This is a genomic window from Halococcus thailandensis JCM 13552 (assembly GCF_000336715.1).
GTDB classification, from domain to species: Archaea; Halobacteriota; Halobacteria; order Halobacteriales; family Halococcaceae; genus Halococcus; species Halococcus thailandensis.
Window position 1 is genome coordinate 1 of record NZ_AOMF01000052.1, and the last position, 16,461, is coordinate 16,461.

The 16,461-nt window shown below is 55.3% G+C and carries 17 protein-coding genes and 1 pseudogene; 9 read left to right on the plus strand and 9 right to left on the minus strand.

Annotation, left to right across the window (positions count from 1 at the left end):
• Nucleotides 1-82: 82 nt before the first annotated feature.
• Nucleotides 83-241: pseudogene (locus C451_RS23480) on the minus strand (6-pyruvoyl trahydropterin synthase family protein); the annotation flags it as partial.
• A gap of 53 nt (nt 242-294) precedes the next feature.
• A complete protein-coding gene (locus C451_RS23485; RefSeq protein ID WP_007737312.1) occupies nt 295-471 on the minus strand; it encodes a ribbon-helix-helix domain-containing protein in 177 nt (58 codons plus the stop codon).
• A gap of 317 nt (nt 472-788) precedes the next feature.
• Here C451_RS23485 and C451_RS20555 point away from each other — a divergent pair, with 317 nt between their 5' ends.
• Nucleotides 789-968, plus strand: a complete 180-nt coding sequence (locus C451_RS20555; RefSeq protein WP_080503441.1) for a hypothetical protein — start codon at nt 789-791, stop codon at nt 966-968.
• Between the two features lie 3 nt (nt 969-971).
• Here C451_RS20555 and C451_RS02470 read toward each other — a convergent pair whose 3' ends face one another.
• Together C451_RS02470 and C451_RS02475 are read right to left on the minus strand one after the other, a co-directional pair.
• The gene (locus C451_RS02470; protein WP_007737313.1) at nt 972-1,730 is read right to left on the minus strand and encodes an iron-sulfur cluster assembly protein; all 759 of its coding nucleotides are present in this window, start codon (nt 1,728-1,730) and stop codon (nt 972-974) included.
• Complete coding sequence (locus tag C451_RS02475) at nt 1,730-2,782, minus strand: amidohydrolase family protein (RefSeq protein ID WP_007737314.1); 1,053 nt, start codon at nt 2,780-2,782, stop codon at nt 1,730-1,732. The genes C451_RS02470 and C451_RS02475 overlap by 1 nt, the downstream gene beginning before the upstream one ends.
• Nucleotides 2,783-2,914: 132 nt before the next feature.
• Between C451_RS02475 and C451_RS02480 the strand changes: the two genes are divergently transcribed.
• Nucleotides 2,915-3,955 (plus strand): NAD(P)-dependent alcohol dehydrogenase, encoded by a 1,041-nt coding sequence (locus tag C451_RS02480; protein ID WP_007737315.1) that lies wholly within the window; start codon nt 2,915-2,917, stop codon nt 3,953-3,955.
• Nucleotides 3,956-4,081: 126 nt separating this feature from the next.
• The gene (locus C451_RS02485) at nt 4,082-4,885 is read left to right on the plus strand and encodes an N-acyl homoserine lactonase family protein (protein ID WP_007737317.1); all 804 of its coding nucleotides are present in this window, start codon (nt 4,082-4,084) and stop codon (nt 4,883-4,885) included.
• Between the two features lie 537 nt (nt 4,886-5,422).
• Here the strand turns inward: C451_RS02485 and C451_RS02490 are convergent.
• The 3 genes from C451_RS02490 to C451_RS02500 all read right to left on the minus strand — a co-directional run bounded on the left by C451_RS02490 (nt 5,423) and on the right by C451_RS02500 (nt 6,806).
• The gene (locus tag C451_RS02490; RefSeq protein ID WP_007737319.1) at nt 5,423-5,824 is read right to left on the minus strand and encodes a type II toxin-antitoxin system death-on-curing family toxin; all 402 of its coding nucleotides are present in this window, start codon (nt 5,822-5,824) and stop codon (nt 5,423-5,425) included.
• A 407-nt stretch (nt 5,825-6,231) separates the two neighbouring features.
• Nucleotides 6,232-6,510: a hypothetical protein gene (locus tag C451_RS02495; protein WP_007737321.1), complete on the minus strand. Its 279-nt coding sequence runs from the start codon at nt 6,508-6,510 to the stop codon at nt 6,232-6,234.
• Nucleotides 6,507-6,806, minus strand: a complete 300-nt coding sequence (locus tag C451_RS02500; protein ID WP_007737322.1) for a hypothetical protein — start codon at nt 6,804-6,806, stop codon at nt 6,507-6,509. The genes C451_RS02495 and C451_RS02500 overlap by 4 nt, the downstream gene beginning before the upstream one ends.
• A gap of 413 nt (nt 6,807-7,219) precedes the next feature.
• Between C451_RS02500 and C451_RS21600 the strand changes: the two genes are divergently transcribed.
• The 4 genes from C451_RS21600 to C451_RS02515 all read left to right on the plus strand — a co-directional run bounded on the left by C451_RS21600 (nt 7,220) and on the right by C451_RS02515 (nt 11,094).
• Nucleotides 7,220-7,678: a hypothetical protein gene (locus tag C451_RS21600; protein ID WP_007737323.1), complete on the plus strand. Its 459-nt coding sequence runs from the start codon at nt 7,220-7,222 to the stop codon at nt 7,676-7,678.
• 445 nt (nt 7,679-8,123) lie between these two features.
• Nucleotides 8,124-8,795: a hypothetical protein gene (locus C451_RS02505; RefSeq protein WP_007737324.1), complete on the plus strand. Its 672-nt coding sequence runs from the start codon at nt 8,124-8,126 to the stop codon at nt 8,793-8,795.
• A gap of 98 nt (nt 8,796-8,893) precedes the next feature.
• A complete protein-coding gene (locus tag C451_RS02510) occupies nt 8,894-10,489 on the plus strand; it encodes a transposase (RefSeq protein WP_007737325.1) in 1,596 nt (531 codons plus the stop codon).
• A gap of 212 nt (nt 10,490-10,701) precedes the next feature.
• Nucleotides 10,702-11,094: a hypothetical protein gene (locus C451_RS02515; RefSeq protein WP_007737327.1), complete on the plus strand. Its 393-nt coding sequence runs from the start codon at nt 10,702-10,704 to the stop codon at nt 11,092-11,094.
• A 253-nt stretch (nt 11,095-11,347) separates the two neighbouring features.
• Here the strand turns inward: C451_RS02515 and C451_RS23070 are convergent, their stop codons facing one another.
• Complete coding sequence (locus C451_RS23070) at nt 11,348-11,641, minus strand: hypothetical protein (RefSeq protein WP_007737329.1); 294 nt, start codon at nt 11,639-11,641, stop codon at nt 11,348-11,350.
• Between the two features lie 226 nt (nt 11,642-11,867).
• On the opposite strand from C451_RS23070, the gene C451_RS02525 reads away from it, so the two are divergent.
• A complete protein-coding gene (locus C451_RS02525) occupies nt 11,868-12,608 on the plus strand; it encodes a class I SAM-dependent methyltransferase (protein ID WP_007737331.1) in 741 nt (246 codons plus the stop codon).
• Nucleotides 12,609-12,691: 83 nt separating this feature from the next.
• On the opposite strand, the gene C451_RS02530 is transcribed toward C451_RS02525, so the two are convergent.
• Entirely contained in the window at nt 12,692-14,965 is a 2,274-nt protein-coding gene (locus C451_RS02530; RefSeq protein WP_049912736.1) for an AAA domain-containing protein, read from the minus strand.
• Nucleotides 14,966-15,342: 377 nt separating this feature from the next.
• On the opposite strand from C451_RS02530, the gene nucS reads away from it, so the two are divergent.
• Nucleotides 15,343-16,104 carry an endonuclease NucS gene (gene nucS, locus C451_RS02535; protein WP_007737336.1) on the plus strand — a complete coding sequence of 254 codons (762 nt, stop codon included), beginning with the start codon at nt 15,343-15,345 and terminating at the stop codon, nt 16,102-16,104.
• Nucleotides 16,105-16,461 lie beyond the last annotated feature (357 nt).

The following is a 16,461-nucleotide window of genomic DNA, read 5'->3' on the forward strand; positions in this document are numbered from 1 at the left end:
TCAACCGATCAACCAAAACAACCATGAGCTGTGACCTCACAGTCGAGGCTACCAGAGGCAAAGTCTAGAGGACTTTGCGACGCGACCGACCATGGGGTCGACTACATTTTCCCTCATGATGCAGCAATCGATGGCCAGCGCTGATGCGAATGGGTCGATCAGATCCAATCGAGAGTACCCGTTTCTCGTCACTGAATAGTGACGAGCAATCGTCATGCTCGCTTGAGGCAACTCCGGGCATACCGAGGTATTATTCTGGCAGTGCTTATAGATGATTGGGTATCGGAATCGGGGCTACTCCTCCCGTTCAAGTCGCCCATGTCGACTATCAATGTCATCTAGAATATCGAGCGTCTTGCGCATAGACGCACGGATTGCATCACTCCGATTCACGAACTTACCTTCTTCTCCCACGTGCTCATCGAGATCATCAAGGAGTTGCTGTGGAACATCAACGCTAATCTTTGGCATAGGAGATAATATCTACAGAATACCTAAAGCTCTTTGTCTGCTTCCGGTCGTAACACGAGGCTACAGTAGCCCGGTTCGGCAATCAGGTATTCAGAAGGTACTCCTTCCTGACCCCCGGTCCAGAACTACCGAAGTTTATGTGCTAAGCCTACGGTCCAAAAAGATCCCCCTCATAGGGTGATGCATAGATGATTACTGTCAATCTCGGCCACCGGTGTTGGTCCCATAATGATGATTGCTTTCAATAACCCCTCTCGATCAGCCGCAAGCCCAAAATTGCCCGAACGTATATGTGACTTGAAGCATATTCGTGTGACATGGCATCTAATGACGATCGGCAACTCGCCGACGATACCCATCCACAGCTGGTGAACTGTCAAAAGTGTAGTGCCGAGTTCGATTGGCAGGAAGAGCAATGCCCTGAATGTGGATGGGACAAGTCCGAATGGATCGAAAACGGCCGGTACGGGCTTGGTGACCAGCGAGACTGGTCTTGATCCTCACAGGTTCCGTGCTCGGTTCAGGCCCTCACAGATGGTTCCCTGCCCGGTCACCGTTGCACCCGTGAGCCGGGCTCGATGCTGAATCCGGTCAAGTTCTTCGGGTGCGATTGGGTCCGCCTCAGCGGTAGCGAATACCCGGTCAGTAGGCTGCGTGACGATATCGACTTCCGTTGCTTTCTGTAGGTACTCAATAATTGGTTCAGCCGGGACTGATACCCCGAACGCGCCGTCGGCAAGGTAGACGACGACCGTATCAGAGTCGGCTCCTGCTTCATCCTCATCCCCGAGATCGATCGCGTCACGGGTGAGTTCGACTACCTGATCGTCCTCAAGACCTGCTTCACGGAGTGCCCCGATCGCACGATACTGACGGCTCATGCGTACTTTCTCAGCGAGTGTTCGGCGCACGGCCTCAATGTCGTCATCGGCATCTTCGAACACTTCTTCGAACTCAAGGCGTTCGTTGACTCCACGATTAATCTCTTCCTGATGCATATGATCTTCGAGTCGGATCGTAGCGGTTGTAACCCGCGGAAGAGATTCGAGTTCGTCGCGTGCACCTGTTGCCATCATCCAGGCGAACGCCGGCGAACACCATGCTGTCGGCAACACCAACGTCACCGTCACCTCTGACTCATTGATAGTCAGACTCTCGATGTAATCGAGGTCCACAATCGACTCATCAAGCTCGGGGTCGTCAACTCGTGCGAGTCGGGTGCGGATAGTTTCGACCGACGGCTGGGCAGTCGTGGCCATCAATCCGCGGTGGCCCCGCTGTATTGGTCTTCGAGATCGAACTCGGCAGTGATCTCGTCATCAGCGAGTTCCTGCTTGCGTTCTTCGATATCGATATCGTAGAGTTCAGCAGCGTTCTCACCGATGATCTTCTTTTTGACATCGTGAGTGAGTTCGACCCCGAACTCGTCACGCTGTTCGGACGTGAGTTCAGCCTCCATCACGGCCTCGACAACCCACTCGGGCTCCCAGAGTGCGTAGTCGCTTCCGAAGAGGAGATTATCTTCACCCACCCAAAACAGGAGTTCGCCCATGATTTCACCGAATTTTCGTGGCCGGGCATGAGCCATCGGCGCGACGACCGAGATTCCACCATACACGTTGGTCTCCTCAGCGCCAATGTGGGCGAAGTCGTCGAACCGTGGGAAGCCGACGTGCTCAACGATGAAGTTGAGCTCAGGGAATGACGTCGCAGCGTCGTCGATATCACGGACATCGAATGCATCGCGATTCAGTGGACGAATCGTGGGTCCCTTGTGGGCGTGTATGTTTGTGATACCGAGTTCCGAACACTTCTCGAGGTATTCAAACGAATCTTTCGAGTCGAGCCGCCAACCCTTCGAATCACCACGCCACTCGGCAGTGTAGAGTTTCACGCCGGTGATGTCGTGAACCTCTTTTTGACGTTCGAGTTCTTCGAGTCCGTCCTCACCTTCGCGCGAGTCGAACCGACCATTGAGAACGAATCGTCCCGGATACTCGTCGGTGAGGGTTGCATTGTCCTCGACAGTGTTGAACCCGTGTTCGTAGAACTCGCTGAGGGCAGTCGGTTGGAAAATGGCCATATCTGCGTGCCCATCCCGGAATAGGTCTCTGACCATCCGCTCGTCACTGTATTTGCGATATTCGTCCATGTCCCATTGTCGTTCTTCCGGAGTGAACGCCGTGTGGTAATCATGGAAACACTGGATAAACTGTTCACCTCCTTCGTGAATGATGTTCTCCTCGCTCGCGTCCCAGTCGTGAACATGAGCGTCGATCACGAACACGTCTTCGCCGTCGTGGCGATACATGACACATGTGAACTCGTAACGCTGACTGTTATCCTTTGCGGTGAAAAATAGTCATAGATTCCGATCAAGAAATTCTCTTGATGATGAACCCACCAACAATCTTAATCTGTGTGTGATTGTAACACCCGTACGATGCAAGCTGCTAGACTCCACGAATACACCGACGAGATGGATGACGCGCTCTCGATCGACACTATCGATCAACCAGAAGCCGATACGTCCGATGCTGTCGTGGTCGAAATCGAAGGTGCAGGCTGGTGTCAAACTGACAATCATGTTATCGAAGGGATGTGGGAGCAGTACATGCCACAGGACCTTCCGATGACGCTTGGCCACGAGAACGCCGGCACGGTGGTTGAGGTTGGTGAGGGAGTTTCGACCGTATCAGAGGGTGATTCAGTGATCTGCCACACCGTAATGACCTGTGGTACGTGTCGGCCTTGCCGACTCGGCAACGATATGCACTGTGAGAACATCGAATTCCCCGGATTGTCGACAGATGGTGGGTTTGCCGAATATCTCCGTACCAACGATCGAGCTGTTATCCCGCTGCCTGACGACGTGGATACCGTCGACATCGCACCCCATGCCGATGCGGGCATCACAGCCTACCACGCGGTGAAACTCGCATCCCAGAAACTGAATCCTGGTGAGCACGCCATAGTGATCGGAATCGGCGGGCTCGGACATATTGGTCTGCAGTGTCTCGATGCGATGAGTGCAGCCACTATCACCGCCGTAGACGTGAAAGACTCAGCGCGCTCACTCGCCGACGACCTCGGTGCCCATCACACCCTTGACCCGACTGCAGAGGACGTCGCCGCGGAGGTCGATGCACTTACTGACAGCACAGGTGCTCATGCAGTCCTTGACTTCGTCGGATCGGACGAAACCACCGACCTCGCACCCGATATCGTGGCTGGGGGTGGTGACCATTATGTTGTGGGCTACGGCGGCCACGTCCACCAGCCATCACAAGCGCTTGTCAACGGTGATTTCAGTTATACGGGCACGCTTGTCGGTAACTACACCGAACTGCAAGAGCTCGTCGCGCTGGTTGAACGCGGCGATGTCGACCTCCGAACGTCGCGTCGAGAATTGGGCGAGATCAACGATGTCGCCACCGAACTCGAACACAACGAGATCGAGGGGCGGGTGGTTATCACTCCCTAATCTACACTCATTTCGATCGGTGGGACAGTATACACGAGATCGCCACTTACAGATCTTCGTTTATTTGACGCAATTAATAGTAGTCCTCAGAAGACTTTAAATACATGAGAGCAAACATAGACGACCATGGTTGACGCTACCATAGATGTCATTGACCGTGGCGTGCTTGAAACAGATCTCAATTACTTCATCGAAGGCAACACACTCGGTACCCACGACAACCCCAATCCAGATACCGATTACATCGAGGTTCCCGTTCCAAGCTTCGTCATCGACCATCCTGAGGGACTCATTCTCTGGGATACTGGCTCACACTACGACGCACGGAACGGCCACTGGCCCGAAGAGATTGCTCAGGCATTCTACCCAGCCGATGCCCACGAACACCGGCTCGACGACGACTTAGAGACAGCTGGCTATTCCATCGAGGAGATCGACTATGTGTTCCAGAGCCATCTTCATGTGGATCATGCTGGTGGCCTCGAATTTTTCGATGGAACCGATACACCGATATTCGTTCATGAGGAGGAGCTGAAATTTGCTTACTACAGTGCCAAATCAGGCGAAGGGAGCTCATCCTATGTTCTTGGAGATTTTGACCATGATCTCAACTGGAAGGTGCTCCACCGCGATCGCGAAACTCACTTCGAAGATGTGGAGTTCATTCATCTTCCTGGTCATACACCGGGCATGACCGGGTCAATGATCCACCTTGACGATACAACTGTGATCCTTGCGGGCGATGAAATCTATCAATCCGAGAACTACACCGACGAAATATCACTGGGAGCGGGACTGCTCTGGAGCCAGCGTCACTGGTTCCGTAGCCTCAAACTGCTGAAAGAACTCGAACGCAGACACGGTGCAACGGTTGTCTATGGCCATGATGCCGACCAGTTTGAAGAAGTCAAGAACGGCTGGGGACAATAGATAGGTTCTCCCAAACATCTAACTGACATGTATAATACATTACCCACGATCGGCACCCGCACGCGCCGTCGACGACCTCATTCCGAGTGATTTTGTTGGTTCGCTAACATCCTCAGAAAGACGATTCACAGCGTACTTGCTCTGTTTTTAATTTTCATAGTCGGCTCATTTTGTACATTGGCCCTGCAACGGTGTTCTGCTCGGGTTGTTGGCCACCCGTTTTGTCGTACGGGTGGCGCACGAACGTCTGACTGCTATCGAGTCACGCACACGAAATCAACGGGTGTGGAGCTGTTTTTGCTCATCAAAGCCTGTGTGTTCGACTATTTGATGTGCAAAATCAGGAGCGGTATGATCTCGACGCGCAACCCCGTTTGCGTCGAAACAGGGCCGCGGAGAACAACGCCCTTGATCAGTTGGCGAGGCGGTCAAGAAGTTCTCGGTCCTCTTCGATCACTTCCGCAACGATCTCGTCCCACTCGGATTCGGGTTTCTGTTCTGGCTGGCTCATGGTAGTAGTGTTGTCCCTCGACATCTTTAGTGCTCCGGCAGTTTCGACTCGTCGATCTCGCCTGTTTCGAGCCACTCGGCGAGTTCGTCAGTCTCGAACAAGCCTGCGCGGCGGACGATCCTCTCGATCGTCTCATCGTCTTGTGGCGGATCGAGGTCGATCCCCTCTCGCTTGAGATATGACCGCGTGACGGTCCATGCCGTCCGCTTGTTCCCATCCTCGAAAACGTGAGCACTCTGAATCCCGAACAGCAACGCAGCAGCACGACGGAATACGCCCTCGTGTTCTGCCGCCGGGTCGACGACGTCCTCTCGGAGCGTGAGTTTTGGCGTGGCGATCCGCACGCCTGTGTATTTCAAGTCGTACGCCTCCTCAATCTGACTATGGGCGTCAACGATCTCCGCCGGCGTCGGCAGGCCCTCGCTCATTGGTGAATGCCAGTCAACGGTCAGAGGATTTTGATGCTTCGGGATAGTCGGTATGCGTGTCGCCACGGACGGTGGCCGTGTCGAGAGCAGCGAGACATGGCGAAGCAACGGCGGAGTGCGTCGATCTGGCGGCGAGCAAAGTACTCTCGGCACACCCGACAACGGCTGAGTCGCCCCCCGTGATGGGTGCTCTCGCTGAGCCTTATGTAACTCTTTGCCTTCCCTGCTGGTCGAATTGTTACACAAGGCAGCAGCGGCCGGACGAACCGCGGGAGGCTGATCGCCGGCTGACATGATACGAGATCGGTCACGGCGAGAGTCGCCTCGACGTCCGGCCCGCTCTCGCTGACAGTCGCCGGCGTGGTCGACGTCGAGTATCGGATCGGGCGTGGTGTGAACGTCCGTGATTAATCGGAACCCTCGTAGAGCGTTTCCGGGCGCTCGCCGCTCTCGACCGCGTTGATGAACGTGGCACGGCAGTCCGACGAACAGAACAAGTAGCGGACGAGACGTTCATCGTCGGCGTCAGCCGTCGGTCGATACACTCGAACCGTCTCACGCGCCTCGATGTCCTCATCGGTCAGGTAGGTAACGACGTGCCCGCCGCACCCTGGCCCCTGACAGGGGAAATCGACCGGCCGTGCTGCCATGTGTGGCGTACCGTGGCTCTCGACGCGCTCGCTCACTGCTCTCCCCTCCCCTCGGCGTCCGGCCCGCTCTCGGTGATGCTCGCTGCCGTGGTCGACGTATGGCCGGGAAGCCACCATACGCGACCGCGTGGGCCGACATCCATACGATCGAGGGTTTCGCGATCCCATAGCGTATTGAGCCGATTGAGCAGCGCACGATGGCCGATCGGCAGCTCGTCAGCGAGAGCGCTCGCCGTCAGTACCGGCGGATCGGCGTCTTTGAACAGTTGAAGTATCTCTTCGTCAGTCACGCGAGGTTTGCGGCCCGGCTTCTGTTCGATCTTGGGTGTCATATCGTACTATGCGAATCAACAGGTGATAAGAGTTCATGCCATACGAATTGTAGTGTTCGTGCTATACGAATGAACACACGAATAGCTGGCTTTCTAACAGTATCCAATGTCTTTAAGATGGACGACAGCGCGGTCGCGTGCGTCAAAACCGGCAACGGCCTGACGGTTCACGTCGATTCCGAGAGCGAACTCCGAACGGCTGTCGTGGATCGTCGGCCACCGTGGCGAGAGTCCCGAGGTGCTGCTCGCCGACGCCATTCGCGAGCGGATTGAGCGCTCTCGCTAAGAGAGCACCTGTCTGTAAATATCATTTCCTATACCAGGGTTTAGTTTACTAACCACGATTTCATCGCTTATCCTGCCTGCACCGAGGCAGGAGGAAAAGTTATAGAGGCCCGATAAGAAGAGAAATCATGAACAAGAACCCATCACACCAGTATGTGGCGGCTACGGTCATTGCTGTAGGACTCGCCATCATTGGAATGATGTTACCATGGGTACAGAAATTGCCCGTTCGCAATATCGAAGGTGGAGGGGAAGCCTATACGATGGAATGGATACCGGGGTTAGAAGCCGGTTTCGAGACGTTTGATCTATTCGTACTCGTGCCAATTCTGTTTACTCTATTGGCTGGAGGAGTAGCCGCGTCACGAGGTCGCAGTTGGTGGACTGATGGCATACTATCGATAATGGGGGGTGTGATACTCTGGGTGGCAGGTAACAGCTACATAGGCTACTACACTACTGAACGATACGCAGCCCAACCCGGCGTCTATCTTGTACTTGCAGCGGGCCTACTCCTGATCCTAATCGGCGCTGGTGGATTTCTCACCGGATTCACCTCAGATCGGACTGGACAAACGACTGCCTGAACAAAGAAATCGAGTTCTCAATAATAGCGGTCGGTCATCAAGCATCACGTACCGAGCACGTCAGAGCATACCCTGTCAGTGACTACTTGGTTGCTGAGGGGTGGCGCTCCGGCGTGATCGGCGTGACGACACCCCTCGTTCGGAGTGAAAATCAGTCGGAGAACGACTGCTCTTGCTGACTCGATGGAAATCCTGCTATCCCATGAGAGCGTGAGGCAAGTATGGGACGCAAGAGACCGACCATCCCCTGTCAGCGCTTCAAAGCGCGTGTTGCTGACTGGTCCGAGTGCGAAGGAACCCAAGAACTGGGCGCTACAGCCCGGTGCCGCGCCGCGCGGCACCCGGGAAAGCCTATCCTGCCTTATCTCTGGCCGCGACGAGCGCGGTATTAGTGTCCCAAGTGCGGCCGATGGACCGAAGGCCCGCCGCCGACAGATGACCGATAATGATTGACCGCGAAACATTCGATACGCTCGCCGACGAATATCCAACTGCTAGTTGGGCGATCTGGAGTGATGACTTCCCCGACGAGGACTGCATTGAAGAAGACCCTACCAACATACGGGACTTTCTCGCCGAGCAGCGCGAACGAATGGATCCAAACGTGGTGTTCGTCGGACTGAACCCTGGGGGAGAAATTCTAGCCGAGCTCTCGAATTTTCACGGTATCGGTCAATCAATGTCGGATGGAGGGATATACGGGAAATACGATCAACGGCTAGAATCGTACATTCGATTAGCAGCGCTTACCGGCGGCTATATGACGGATTTAAGTCCAGTTGAAGAGCCTGATGCGGGCAACGTGACACTAACGGATAGTGACTATGAGAGTTTCGCCGACCAACTCTGCATACTTGACCAAGAGCACTACACTATCATCTGCTTCGGGAACAAGGTGTTCGACGCACTGGCAGACCAAACCGGCGCAGACGTGACGGACGGCCCGCTTTCGCTCCGGACATTCACGGCAACCATCACTGATCGTTCCGTCCGCGTATATCGAGTCTGGCATTACTCAAATTGGGGGGCTTATCAGCACAAAATCGACGAACTGCGCACGCAGCTCGTGTATATTGCCGCTGAATCAATCCGCGACGCACGCACCATCCTCTGGTAGCCCGTTGCACAGTTTCGAAATCAGTTCGAACGTATCGCACAGCGGTCACTAATGTAAGGAACAGTCACTTTCACTAGAGTAGAGGTCGGATCAGTGGTATGGCCACCAGCCGATCCGACTCCTGCGACAACACCGCCTATTCGCATAAGATCACCGTTCGTGAATACCTCCGAACCCACGGCGAGGTCGCCTCCAAGGAAGAACTCCGCGCCGGCACCGACGTGCCGGCGTGGTACATCACTAACATCGCCTCCCAACCCCCCTTCTACACCTCCTTGAATCACAACAACGAGTACATCGCCAGCAAACACATCGTCGGCCACCGATCCACTCACGACGGGTTCTGGCGGCCCGAGGTGGATGACGGCGTCGCCGTCTTCCACCGCAAGGAAGACGCCAAGCCGACGCTCAAACACCTCGCGTTCCGCCGTCCATCCGGGCTGACCGCATCCGAAGCAAACGACATTCTCGGTCGTCGCTCCTACCGCCCACTCCAGAAGCTCGCTGAGCAACAGGAAGTACACGCCACTGAGTGGCAAGACACCACCGTCTACACCCACAGCTGGCCGTCCCGACGGGACGACCAGCTGGCTCAGCGCGAAACCGACCAGCCAGCCGATGTCACTCCCGATGATCCTGCTGACGACGGCTACCTTTACCGCGACGAACTCGTTGCGACCTTCCTCTCGGTTGCGGTCTCACAGATCCAGTCAATTCCGCCGGAACGCGCTGCTGCACTCGTTCTCCGGCAGTTCGAGGGCGATTCCTTCGACGCCCTCGAACGCCGTCTCCGGCGGAACCACTCGTTCCGAGAAGCGCTGGAGTACGTCGAGCCAGAGGACGTCCCGGACGGGACGTCGCTCTGGCGGGCGTTCGACGCGCTCCAACCCGACGAACTTCGTGACTGCCTCCAGTCGATGTGTGGCGAGTTGCTCGCCGAGCACGATCACGCTGGCGAGTTCATCGTGATCGACGGCACCCACATCGCCGCCTGGGCAAACACACGCGACGAGATCGAAAACGGCGACATTGATGGCGCGAGCTGGGGCAAACACGAAGGCTCGTTCTACGGATACAAGGTATTTCTCGTTGTGGATGCGGCCAGTGAGTTGCCGGTCGCCATCACGATGGAGACCGGCAAGAGAAACGATACGACGGCATTCGAACCGCTCATCGAGGACTTCGATGAGCGGTACGATACCGCCGATCTCCAAGCAGCCCTCGCGGATGCTGGCTTCGACAGCCAGGACAACCGCGACTTCTGCCAAGACCAGCTCGATTGTCCGTTGCTGACAGCGATTAATCCCCGCAGATCGTCGCCGTTAGCGACGATCAAGGACGAAATCAAGGAACTGTTCAAGGAACATGGCGAGGAAATCGACAGTCCCTACGACGCTCTGGAACGGCTGCCACAGGAGCAACTCTCGGAGTACGGCGTTTCCGTCGGAAACGTCGAGGAAACATATATTTTTCAAGCAATCAAAGAACGGATGCATCGACACCTGCGAGCAGGTGTCGAGCGGGTATTTTCCCGGCTGAAGTCCTTTACCGGCCTTGATCGTGTTCGCGCACGCAAGAAGAACAATGTGGAAACGCATGTGGTCCTCTCAGCGGTGGCGCTGGTTGCAGCGTCACTGACCGCGAAACGTCACGGGAAATCAGAGCTGATCCGGTCGCCGAGCCGGCTGATCTGACACGGACGGTCACCTGTCCAAAAAACAGGGACCGCCGCCTGAGAGGCGTCGCTCTCAGGCGGCTCAATTCATGATTGAATTCTACTCAATACTGGCGAATTGAACCGGAGTCTTGTTGCTACTATCAGAAAATTGAATTTCGTTTAATCGATCTCACCGTAGCTCACCTGTATCGGAGTGAACCGGCTCCGTCGGGCGAACTGATCTTGAACGTGCAACAGGCTATCTGGGACAAAGAGGTACTCGGGGACGTAACGACGGTGGTTGACGAGTTGGCGGACGGTGCCACCCTCGAAGAGGCGTTTACTGGGTGGGAAACCGAGTATGAAGTCACAGTTGGAAAGAATCGTCCACGACTGGATGCCTACAAGGACGGCGTCGGGATCGAACACGAAGCCCGCGAGCAGATGAACATGCGTTCGCATCTCCTGTTCGCCGACGCGATGTTCCAACAAGGCGATATCGAGGTGCTCGTGGTTATCATCCCAGCAGGAAACGACGCGAGCAAGCGGCGAACGGCGAACGAACTACATGATGACATCTTTACCGAGCACCACCCACTTGACGTGCCAGTACTCGTTATCGAATACGACCGCGATTGCTAACTGTTGCGTGTTTTCGACGCGAAAACGAAAAGCGAGAACGCGGCCAAACCGACATGCATGCGCTTTCTGTCTTCAAGCATTCTCACCTGCCGCTCAGTCGCCCCGTCTTGGAGGTGGTAACGAGATAAGGATCACGGGGAGCGATAAGAGGCAAAATGCGTCAATGAGGTATTCCTTTCTCTCCCAGTCCAGAAGCTCAATTTGATACGTTGAACAGGGGACCAGAGCATCGTCCACTCTGCTATCCTCATCCTCACATCAGCCGACAGTTGTAATACCGTGCCAAGACCAGTATCCGGGTGAATCGTGAATTACCCCCCCCCCCTCTGACCGAACTCTCTCCGATCTCGCCGATGCGGTCGCCGACGAATTCGAGGCCTATCGCCACTCCAACGGCTTCAGCGAACTCTCGATCATCATCGACAACAGCGACCGGGAACGCCCGACTTTGATCGTTCATATCGATCGAAAGCAAGCAGCCGAGCTCGCCGACCGCGTCGAAGCGTTCCTCCACGATCACGGCGTACACACGCAGCGCGAACGTCACGCCGACACTGATGTCCGCATTCTCGCCACTCTCGAATAGTGATTATGGGCCATTCTTCGAAGTCGAAAAGCAATCAGCAGTGACAGAGCCGGGCGCAAACGTCTCTCATATATTCACCTTGTCGCCAGAATCACTTGAATGGCCAGCGGCCAGTGGCAGAACCTTGCCCAGCGACGATCAGCGTACTGAAGAGGTCTCCCGGCCAGTCACACGGCACGGAGAACCGATGTACAACTTCGGGCTCTATCACTGGCGGCGACGATTTCGCACTATCCTAAGCGCACTCGCTGTGATCTTCCCGGCCGAGATATGCCGACGAACGAGTGAATCGAGATGGGTCCGTCTGGTCGCCACAGCGGCGATGATCGGTGGGACGGTTCGTGGAGCGACAGCGGCACGACGGCTGCTGTCCCCACCTCCGTGGGCTCTCAACCGGGAGCCATACGCCGCGCTTGCGTCCGCGCTCCCGTTCGAGCAAGCCGACCGTGCACTCGACATTGGATGTGGAACCGGGCGGTCGCTCGTCGGTCTCGCTCCCAGCGTTCCCGACTCGTGTACGATGCTGGGCCTCGACGTGTTCGACGATCGCATCATCCTCGGAAACGGTCCAGCACTCGCGCGACGTAACGGCCGCGCGGCAGGCGTCGACATCACGCCCCTCGTTGGGGACGCATCTCGGCTTCCCGTGACGAGTAACTCACAGGACGTGGTGACCGCCTGCCGGGTGCTCCACGACCTTCCTGCGGCGAAGGTCGATCCGGCGCTTCGCGAGGCTCATCGCATCTGTGCGCCTCAGGGGACGCTCGGCGTGCTCGAACTGCCGATCGTTCCCGAGGACACAACTGCATCCCCTGAAGAGTATTGGTCCGAGTGCATTTCCCGGGCAGGCTTCACCGTCACAACAGTCGAGCGAATAGCCCGAAAGGGAAGTACTGAGCCATACATCCTCATGATCGCTGCTCCCTGATGGCGTCCAAGAACATGTTTCAGGTTTGGCCAATATTAGTATCGCACCCAACGACTCAGACGCTGAGCAGACCGAAGTAGTGCTCAAGGAATGAGTTCAGGTTCGACGTGCCGGAATCGGCCGGTGTCATCGAGATGAGTACGGAGATCATGGTACAGTTCGGAACACTTCGGGTGGTCATCGCGCTCACGCGTCAACGTCCGCCAATCCCCGATAATGCCACAGAACCGTTGGGCTCGGGTGAGAGCGACGTTGAGACGCCGAGGACCATCCTCGGGACGTCCAAGGAATCCAATACGACCATCAGGGTTACTTCTAACTAGTGAGATGAGTATGACGCTGTTTTCACTCCCTTGAAACGCGTCAATGGTATCCACCTTGATCGGGCCAGTGTCGACACTAGCACTATCGAGTACGTCCTTGATTTCGTCTTTCTGTGCAGTATACGGAGTAATAACACCTATCTCAATAGGATTGACACCGCTATTGACGAATTCTTCTACAAGATGAGAGACAAGTCGTGCTTCAGTAGGATTGGCAGTTGAGTTGCGTGAGATTGTCTCTGACCCACCAATATCATAGCCGACGAGAGGTGGGTAATCGTCGAGAGAATCGATAGCCCGCCCACTTTCGAGCAGATTGTCGTAGAAACGCTGATTCGGGAAGCGAGCAATGTCGCGGTGCATCCGATACTGTGTATGCAGTGGGACACCGACGCCCTCGTAGACGCCGTCCTCAGCATAGAGATGCTCGAACAGAGAAAACCCGGTGCCGGTCGTGAGCGTGACCTCTGGTGGTTCTTCGGAAGCACTGTAGGGTGGCAATTGACGGTGGTCACCCGCGAGAACAGCCCGATCTGCCTTCGAGAGCGGAATGCAGGTTGACGGGAGCGTAGCCTGGGTAGCCTCGTCAATGACCACCATGTCGAATGTACGATCAAGACTCGCTGCGGAGCCGTTGGTCGAGGCGACCACGTCGGCTCGCTTGCGAACGTTCGCGTACTCTTCTTGCACCAATTCGGAGCGCGAGCGACGCACGTTGTGACGATTCAAGACGAACTCTTCCCCGCCGTGTTGTGCATGGGCATGTAACGACCGCATATCGGCGTCGGTAGACGTACTCGCCCCGGCAACGATGTTGTCCACCGCTCGATTGGAATCAGCACAGACGAGGACCTTCCGACCCGCTAGAACGGCACGGCGGATGATCTCGACAAGTGTACGCGTCTTTCCAGTGCCAGGCGGCCCATGAATGCAGAACAGTTGATCGGCAGCGAGTGCATGTTCGACAGCGCGTCCCTGATCCTGATTGAGCTGGGGGTCACACTGTTCGCTGTTGGCGGCGGCACTGTCGGTGAACGTAAGCGGTACGGCACCGGTCAATACCTCACCGAAGCGCGAGTCGGTACGAAGCGTCGAGATTGCTTCGGCTTCGCGTTCGAATGGTACTGGATTCAATATACTTACAATCCCGATATCGGGATCATGCCCGAGATACGACCGAACATTCGGCGTGTTGCCGACATCGGTTTCAAGATCGAGGTAAATATGGAGGTTGGTGATATCGGTGACACGAGCCAAGACGGGGAACGCATCGGGAGCCGATTCGGGAGCTGTCAGTAGTACTTCGTTGTCCTCGTAGATACCGAATATCGATTGTATCGAGCGACTACTTCGATCGTCAGGAAGCGCTTTCTCGGGTATCTCGAAACGATATGTGGTGTCTTGGATGTGACCACGGGAAATCAGAGAAGGTACCGCATCACCGCCCTCCGCACGGATTTGCGACGCTGAGGCAGTCTGGCACCGCTGGATGTTCTGCTGACGCTGGGTTTCGCGCTCAGTCTCAATGAAATCGGCGAGAGCGTCGAAGAACTTTTCAGACGTAGACGGAAGCGGATTCCGGGCATTTTCCCGTGAAGAGATGGACGAGGAATAGTAAGAGGGGGAGGCGGTCGGCACATAATCCGCATGCCAAAACCGAAGACGGCGAGCGAGGCGTGTAACAGCAAAATTGTCTGCTTCCATATAGTCGGTATCGCCGATGCCGTCATCGTAGATGAATATTTCACCCCGCAGGTCATGGTTGACAAAGATTACATATTCTGACGTTACCTCTGCCGAATCGGATTCATGTAAGGGGAGACAGACCCACCCATCCTGGTCCGGATGTCGTAGCCCCGACTTCTCCGCCGCATTCGAGCCGATAACCGAAACCGGGATAGAAGTATCATCCGATTCGGCCTCACTTGTCGATTCACCGGGTTCGGGTGTGGAAAGATCCCATTCCGACGGTGAAATGAGTGTGGCAGTATCCACGGAGAAATCCGAGGACGCATGATCTAACAGCAGCGTCATTACCACAACCACACGCGGAGATGTCTAAAATTTCAGGGATTCCATCATTGCTATCGGCAACATGCAGATCCCATATGTGGCTGCATCTGAACGAGACAAGGATCCGGGACCATATCGTTTTGCCTAACTATCACCACAAACAAGTAATCGAAGATACTTACATGAAATTATTTGACAGTCCGATTATTGGTGGTCTTGACGTTGAGATATCACACGACGCAGTCTTCGTTCTTGGGAAGTAGTTCGCTTCAGCACTGCATTCACTACGCTCCATTGCAAATACCGCGTTGAAGCGGGTACGGGGCAGATAGTCCATCAAATCGGTAAGGATAAACTCAAAGGAGTCGGTATAGTTTGACCGAGGACAAACAGCCAGTATGCCTGTCTCGACGCTCACCGATCCAACGCTCAAAGATGCTCACTACCTCGTCGACACAGGTTTCGAGCACGGTGAAATGCTCACAATCGTCGGTAAGTGTGAAGTCGACTATGACGGACGCGCATCGAGCCATCTCGCACCCGGTGAGCGGTTGGTGATTCTCAAACCCGACGGCACACTGTTGGTCCACCGCAACAAGCAGCGCAAGCCTGTCAACTGGCAACCGCCTGGTTCGACACATAGCGCTCGTCTCGACGACAACCGCCTCATCGTCGAGAGTGTCCGCAGTTCGCCTCACGAAGAACTCGAAATCACGTTCCAAACGGTTGTACAGGTCTCACGTCTCGAGGTAGACGATGTATCGGATCTCGAACTCGAAGGCAGCGAAGAAGACCTCCGCCAGCGTATTCTCGCTGATCCCGACATCCTCGAAACTGGCTTCAATGCGATGGCAACCGAACGCGAAACGTCCGCCGGACCGATCGACATCTATGGACAAGACGCTGATGGCACCCCTATCGCGGTCGAACTCAAACGCCGCCGCGTCGGCCCCGATGCAGTCAGCCAACTCAATCGCTACGTCGAAGCGCTCGAACGAAACCGCCCAAGCAAATCCGTTCGCGGCATCCTAGTCGCCCCTTCGGTGACTGAACGCGCCAAACAATTGCTCACCAGCGAAGGTTTGGAATTTGTCTCGCTTACTCCTGAACAGGAAGACATATCCCAGCCGATAGGTTTCTCTGAGGACGCCGACAAATAACAAAATACCACTCCGATACTCCTTCGACCTGAAGCAGCCGAAAACACAGTCGTGTGAACTGAATTATGCCACCAATTCTCAGTTGAGGACATAATCTCTGATGGTTATTACGACTGTCCGATCCAGCAGTAGTAGGCGACTTCCAACCAAGACGCATTGATGAACGGATGGTCTTATTGTCGATGAAAATCAGATCAATTCGGCGAAATGTGGAGTGGTCGCTTCAATAGTGACCACAATCGAAGTGCAAGCGTTGCCACTCCGCGAGTGATGATGAGTGAGCCACCGAAAACGGTAGCTCGAAGTATGAATGGGAGGCGGCGAACCACTAGTTATGAGCCGTTGTAACGGAGCGGT

Bases quoted from the DNA above. Each gene is read 5' to 3' on its own strand.
- C451_RS23485 (WP_007737312.1), bottom strand. From the start codon at position 471: ATGCCAAAGATTAGCGTTGATGTTCCACAGCAACTCCTTGATGATCTC.
- C451_RS20555 (WP_080503441.1), top strand. From the start codon at position 789: ATGGCATCTAATGACGATCGGCAACTCGCCGACGATACCCATCCACAG.
- C451_RS02470 (WP_007737313.1), bottom strand. From the start codon at position 1,730: ATGGCCACGACTGCCCAGCCGTCGGTCGAAACTATCCGCACCCGACTC.
- C451_RS02475 (WP_007737314.1), bottom strand. From the start codon at position 2,782: ATGTATCGCCACGACGGCGAAGACGTGTTCGTGATCGACGCTCATGTT.
- C451_RS02480 (WP_007737315.1), top strand. From the start codon at position 2,915: ATGCAAGCTGCTAGACTCCACGAATACACCGACGAGATGGATGACGCG.
- C451_RS02485 (WP_007737317.1), top strand. From the start codon at position 4,082: ATGGTTGACGCTACCATAGATGTCATTGACCGTGGCGTGCTTGAAACA.
- C451_RS02490 (WP_007737319.1), bottom strand. From the start codon at position 5,824: ATGAGCGAGGGCCTGCCGACGCCGGCGGAGATCGTTGACGCCCATAGT.
- C451_RS02500 (WP_007737322.1), bottom strand. From the start codon at position 6,806: ATGACACCCAAGATCGAACAGAAGCCGGGCCGCAAACCTCGCGTGACT.
- C451_RS21600 (WP_007737323.1), top strand. From the start codon at position 7,220: ATGAACAAGAACCCATCACACCAGTATGTGGCGGCTACGGTCATTGCT.
- C451_RS02505 (WP_007737324.1), top strand. From the start codon at position 8,124: ATGATTGACCGCGAAACATTCGATACGCTCGCCGACGAATATCCAACT.
- C451_RS02510 (WP_007737325.1), top strand. From the start codon at position 8,894: ATGGCCACCAGCCGATCCGACTCCTGCGACAACACCGCCTATTCGCAT.
- C451_RS02525 (WP_007737331.1), top strand. From the start codon at position 11,868: ATGTACAACTTCGGGCTCTATCACTGGCGGCGACGATTTCGCACTATC.
- C451_RS02530 (WP_049912736.1), bottom strand. From the start codon at position 14,965: ATGACGCTGCTGTTAGATCATGCGTCCTCGGATTTCTCCGTGGATACT.
- nucS (WP_007737336.1), top strand. From the start codon at position 15,343: ATGCCTGTCTCGACGCTCACCGATCCAACGCTCAAAGATGCTCACTAC.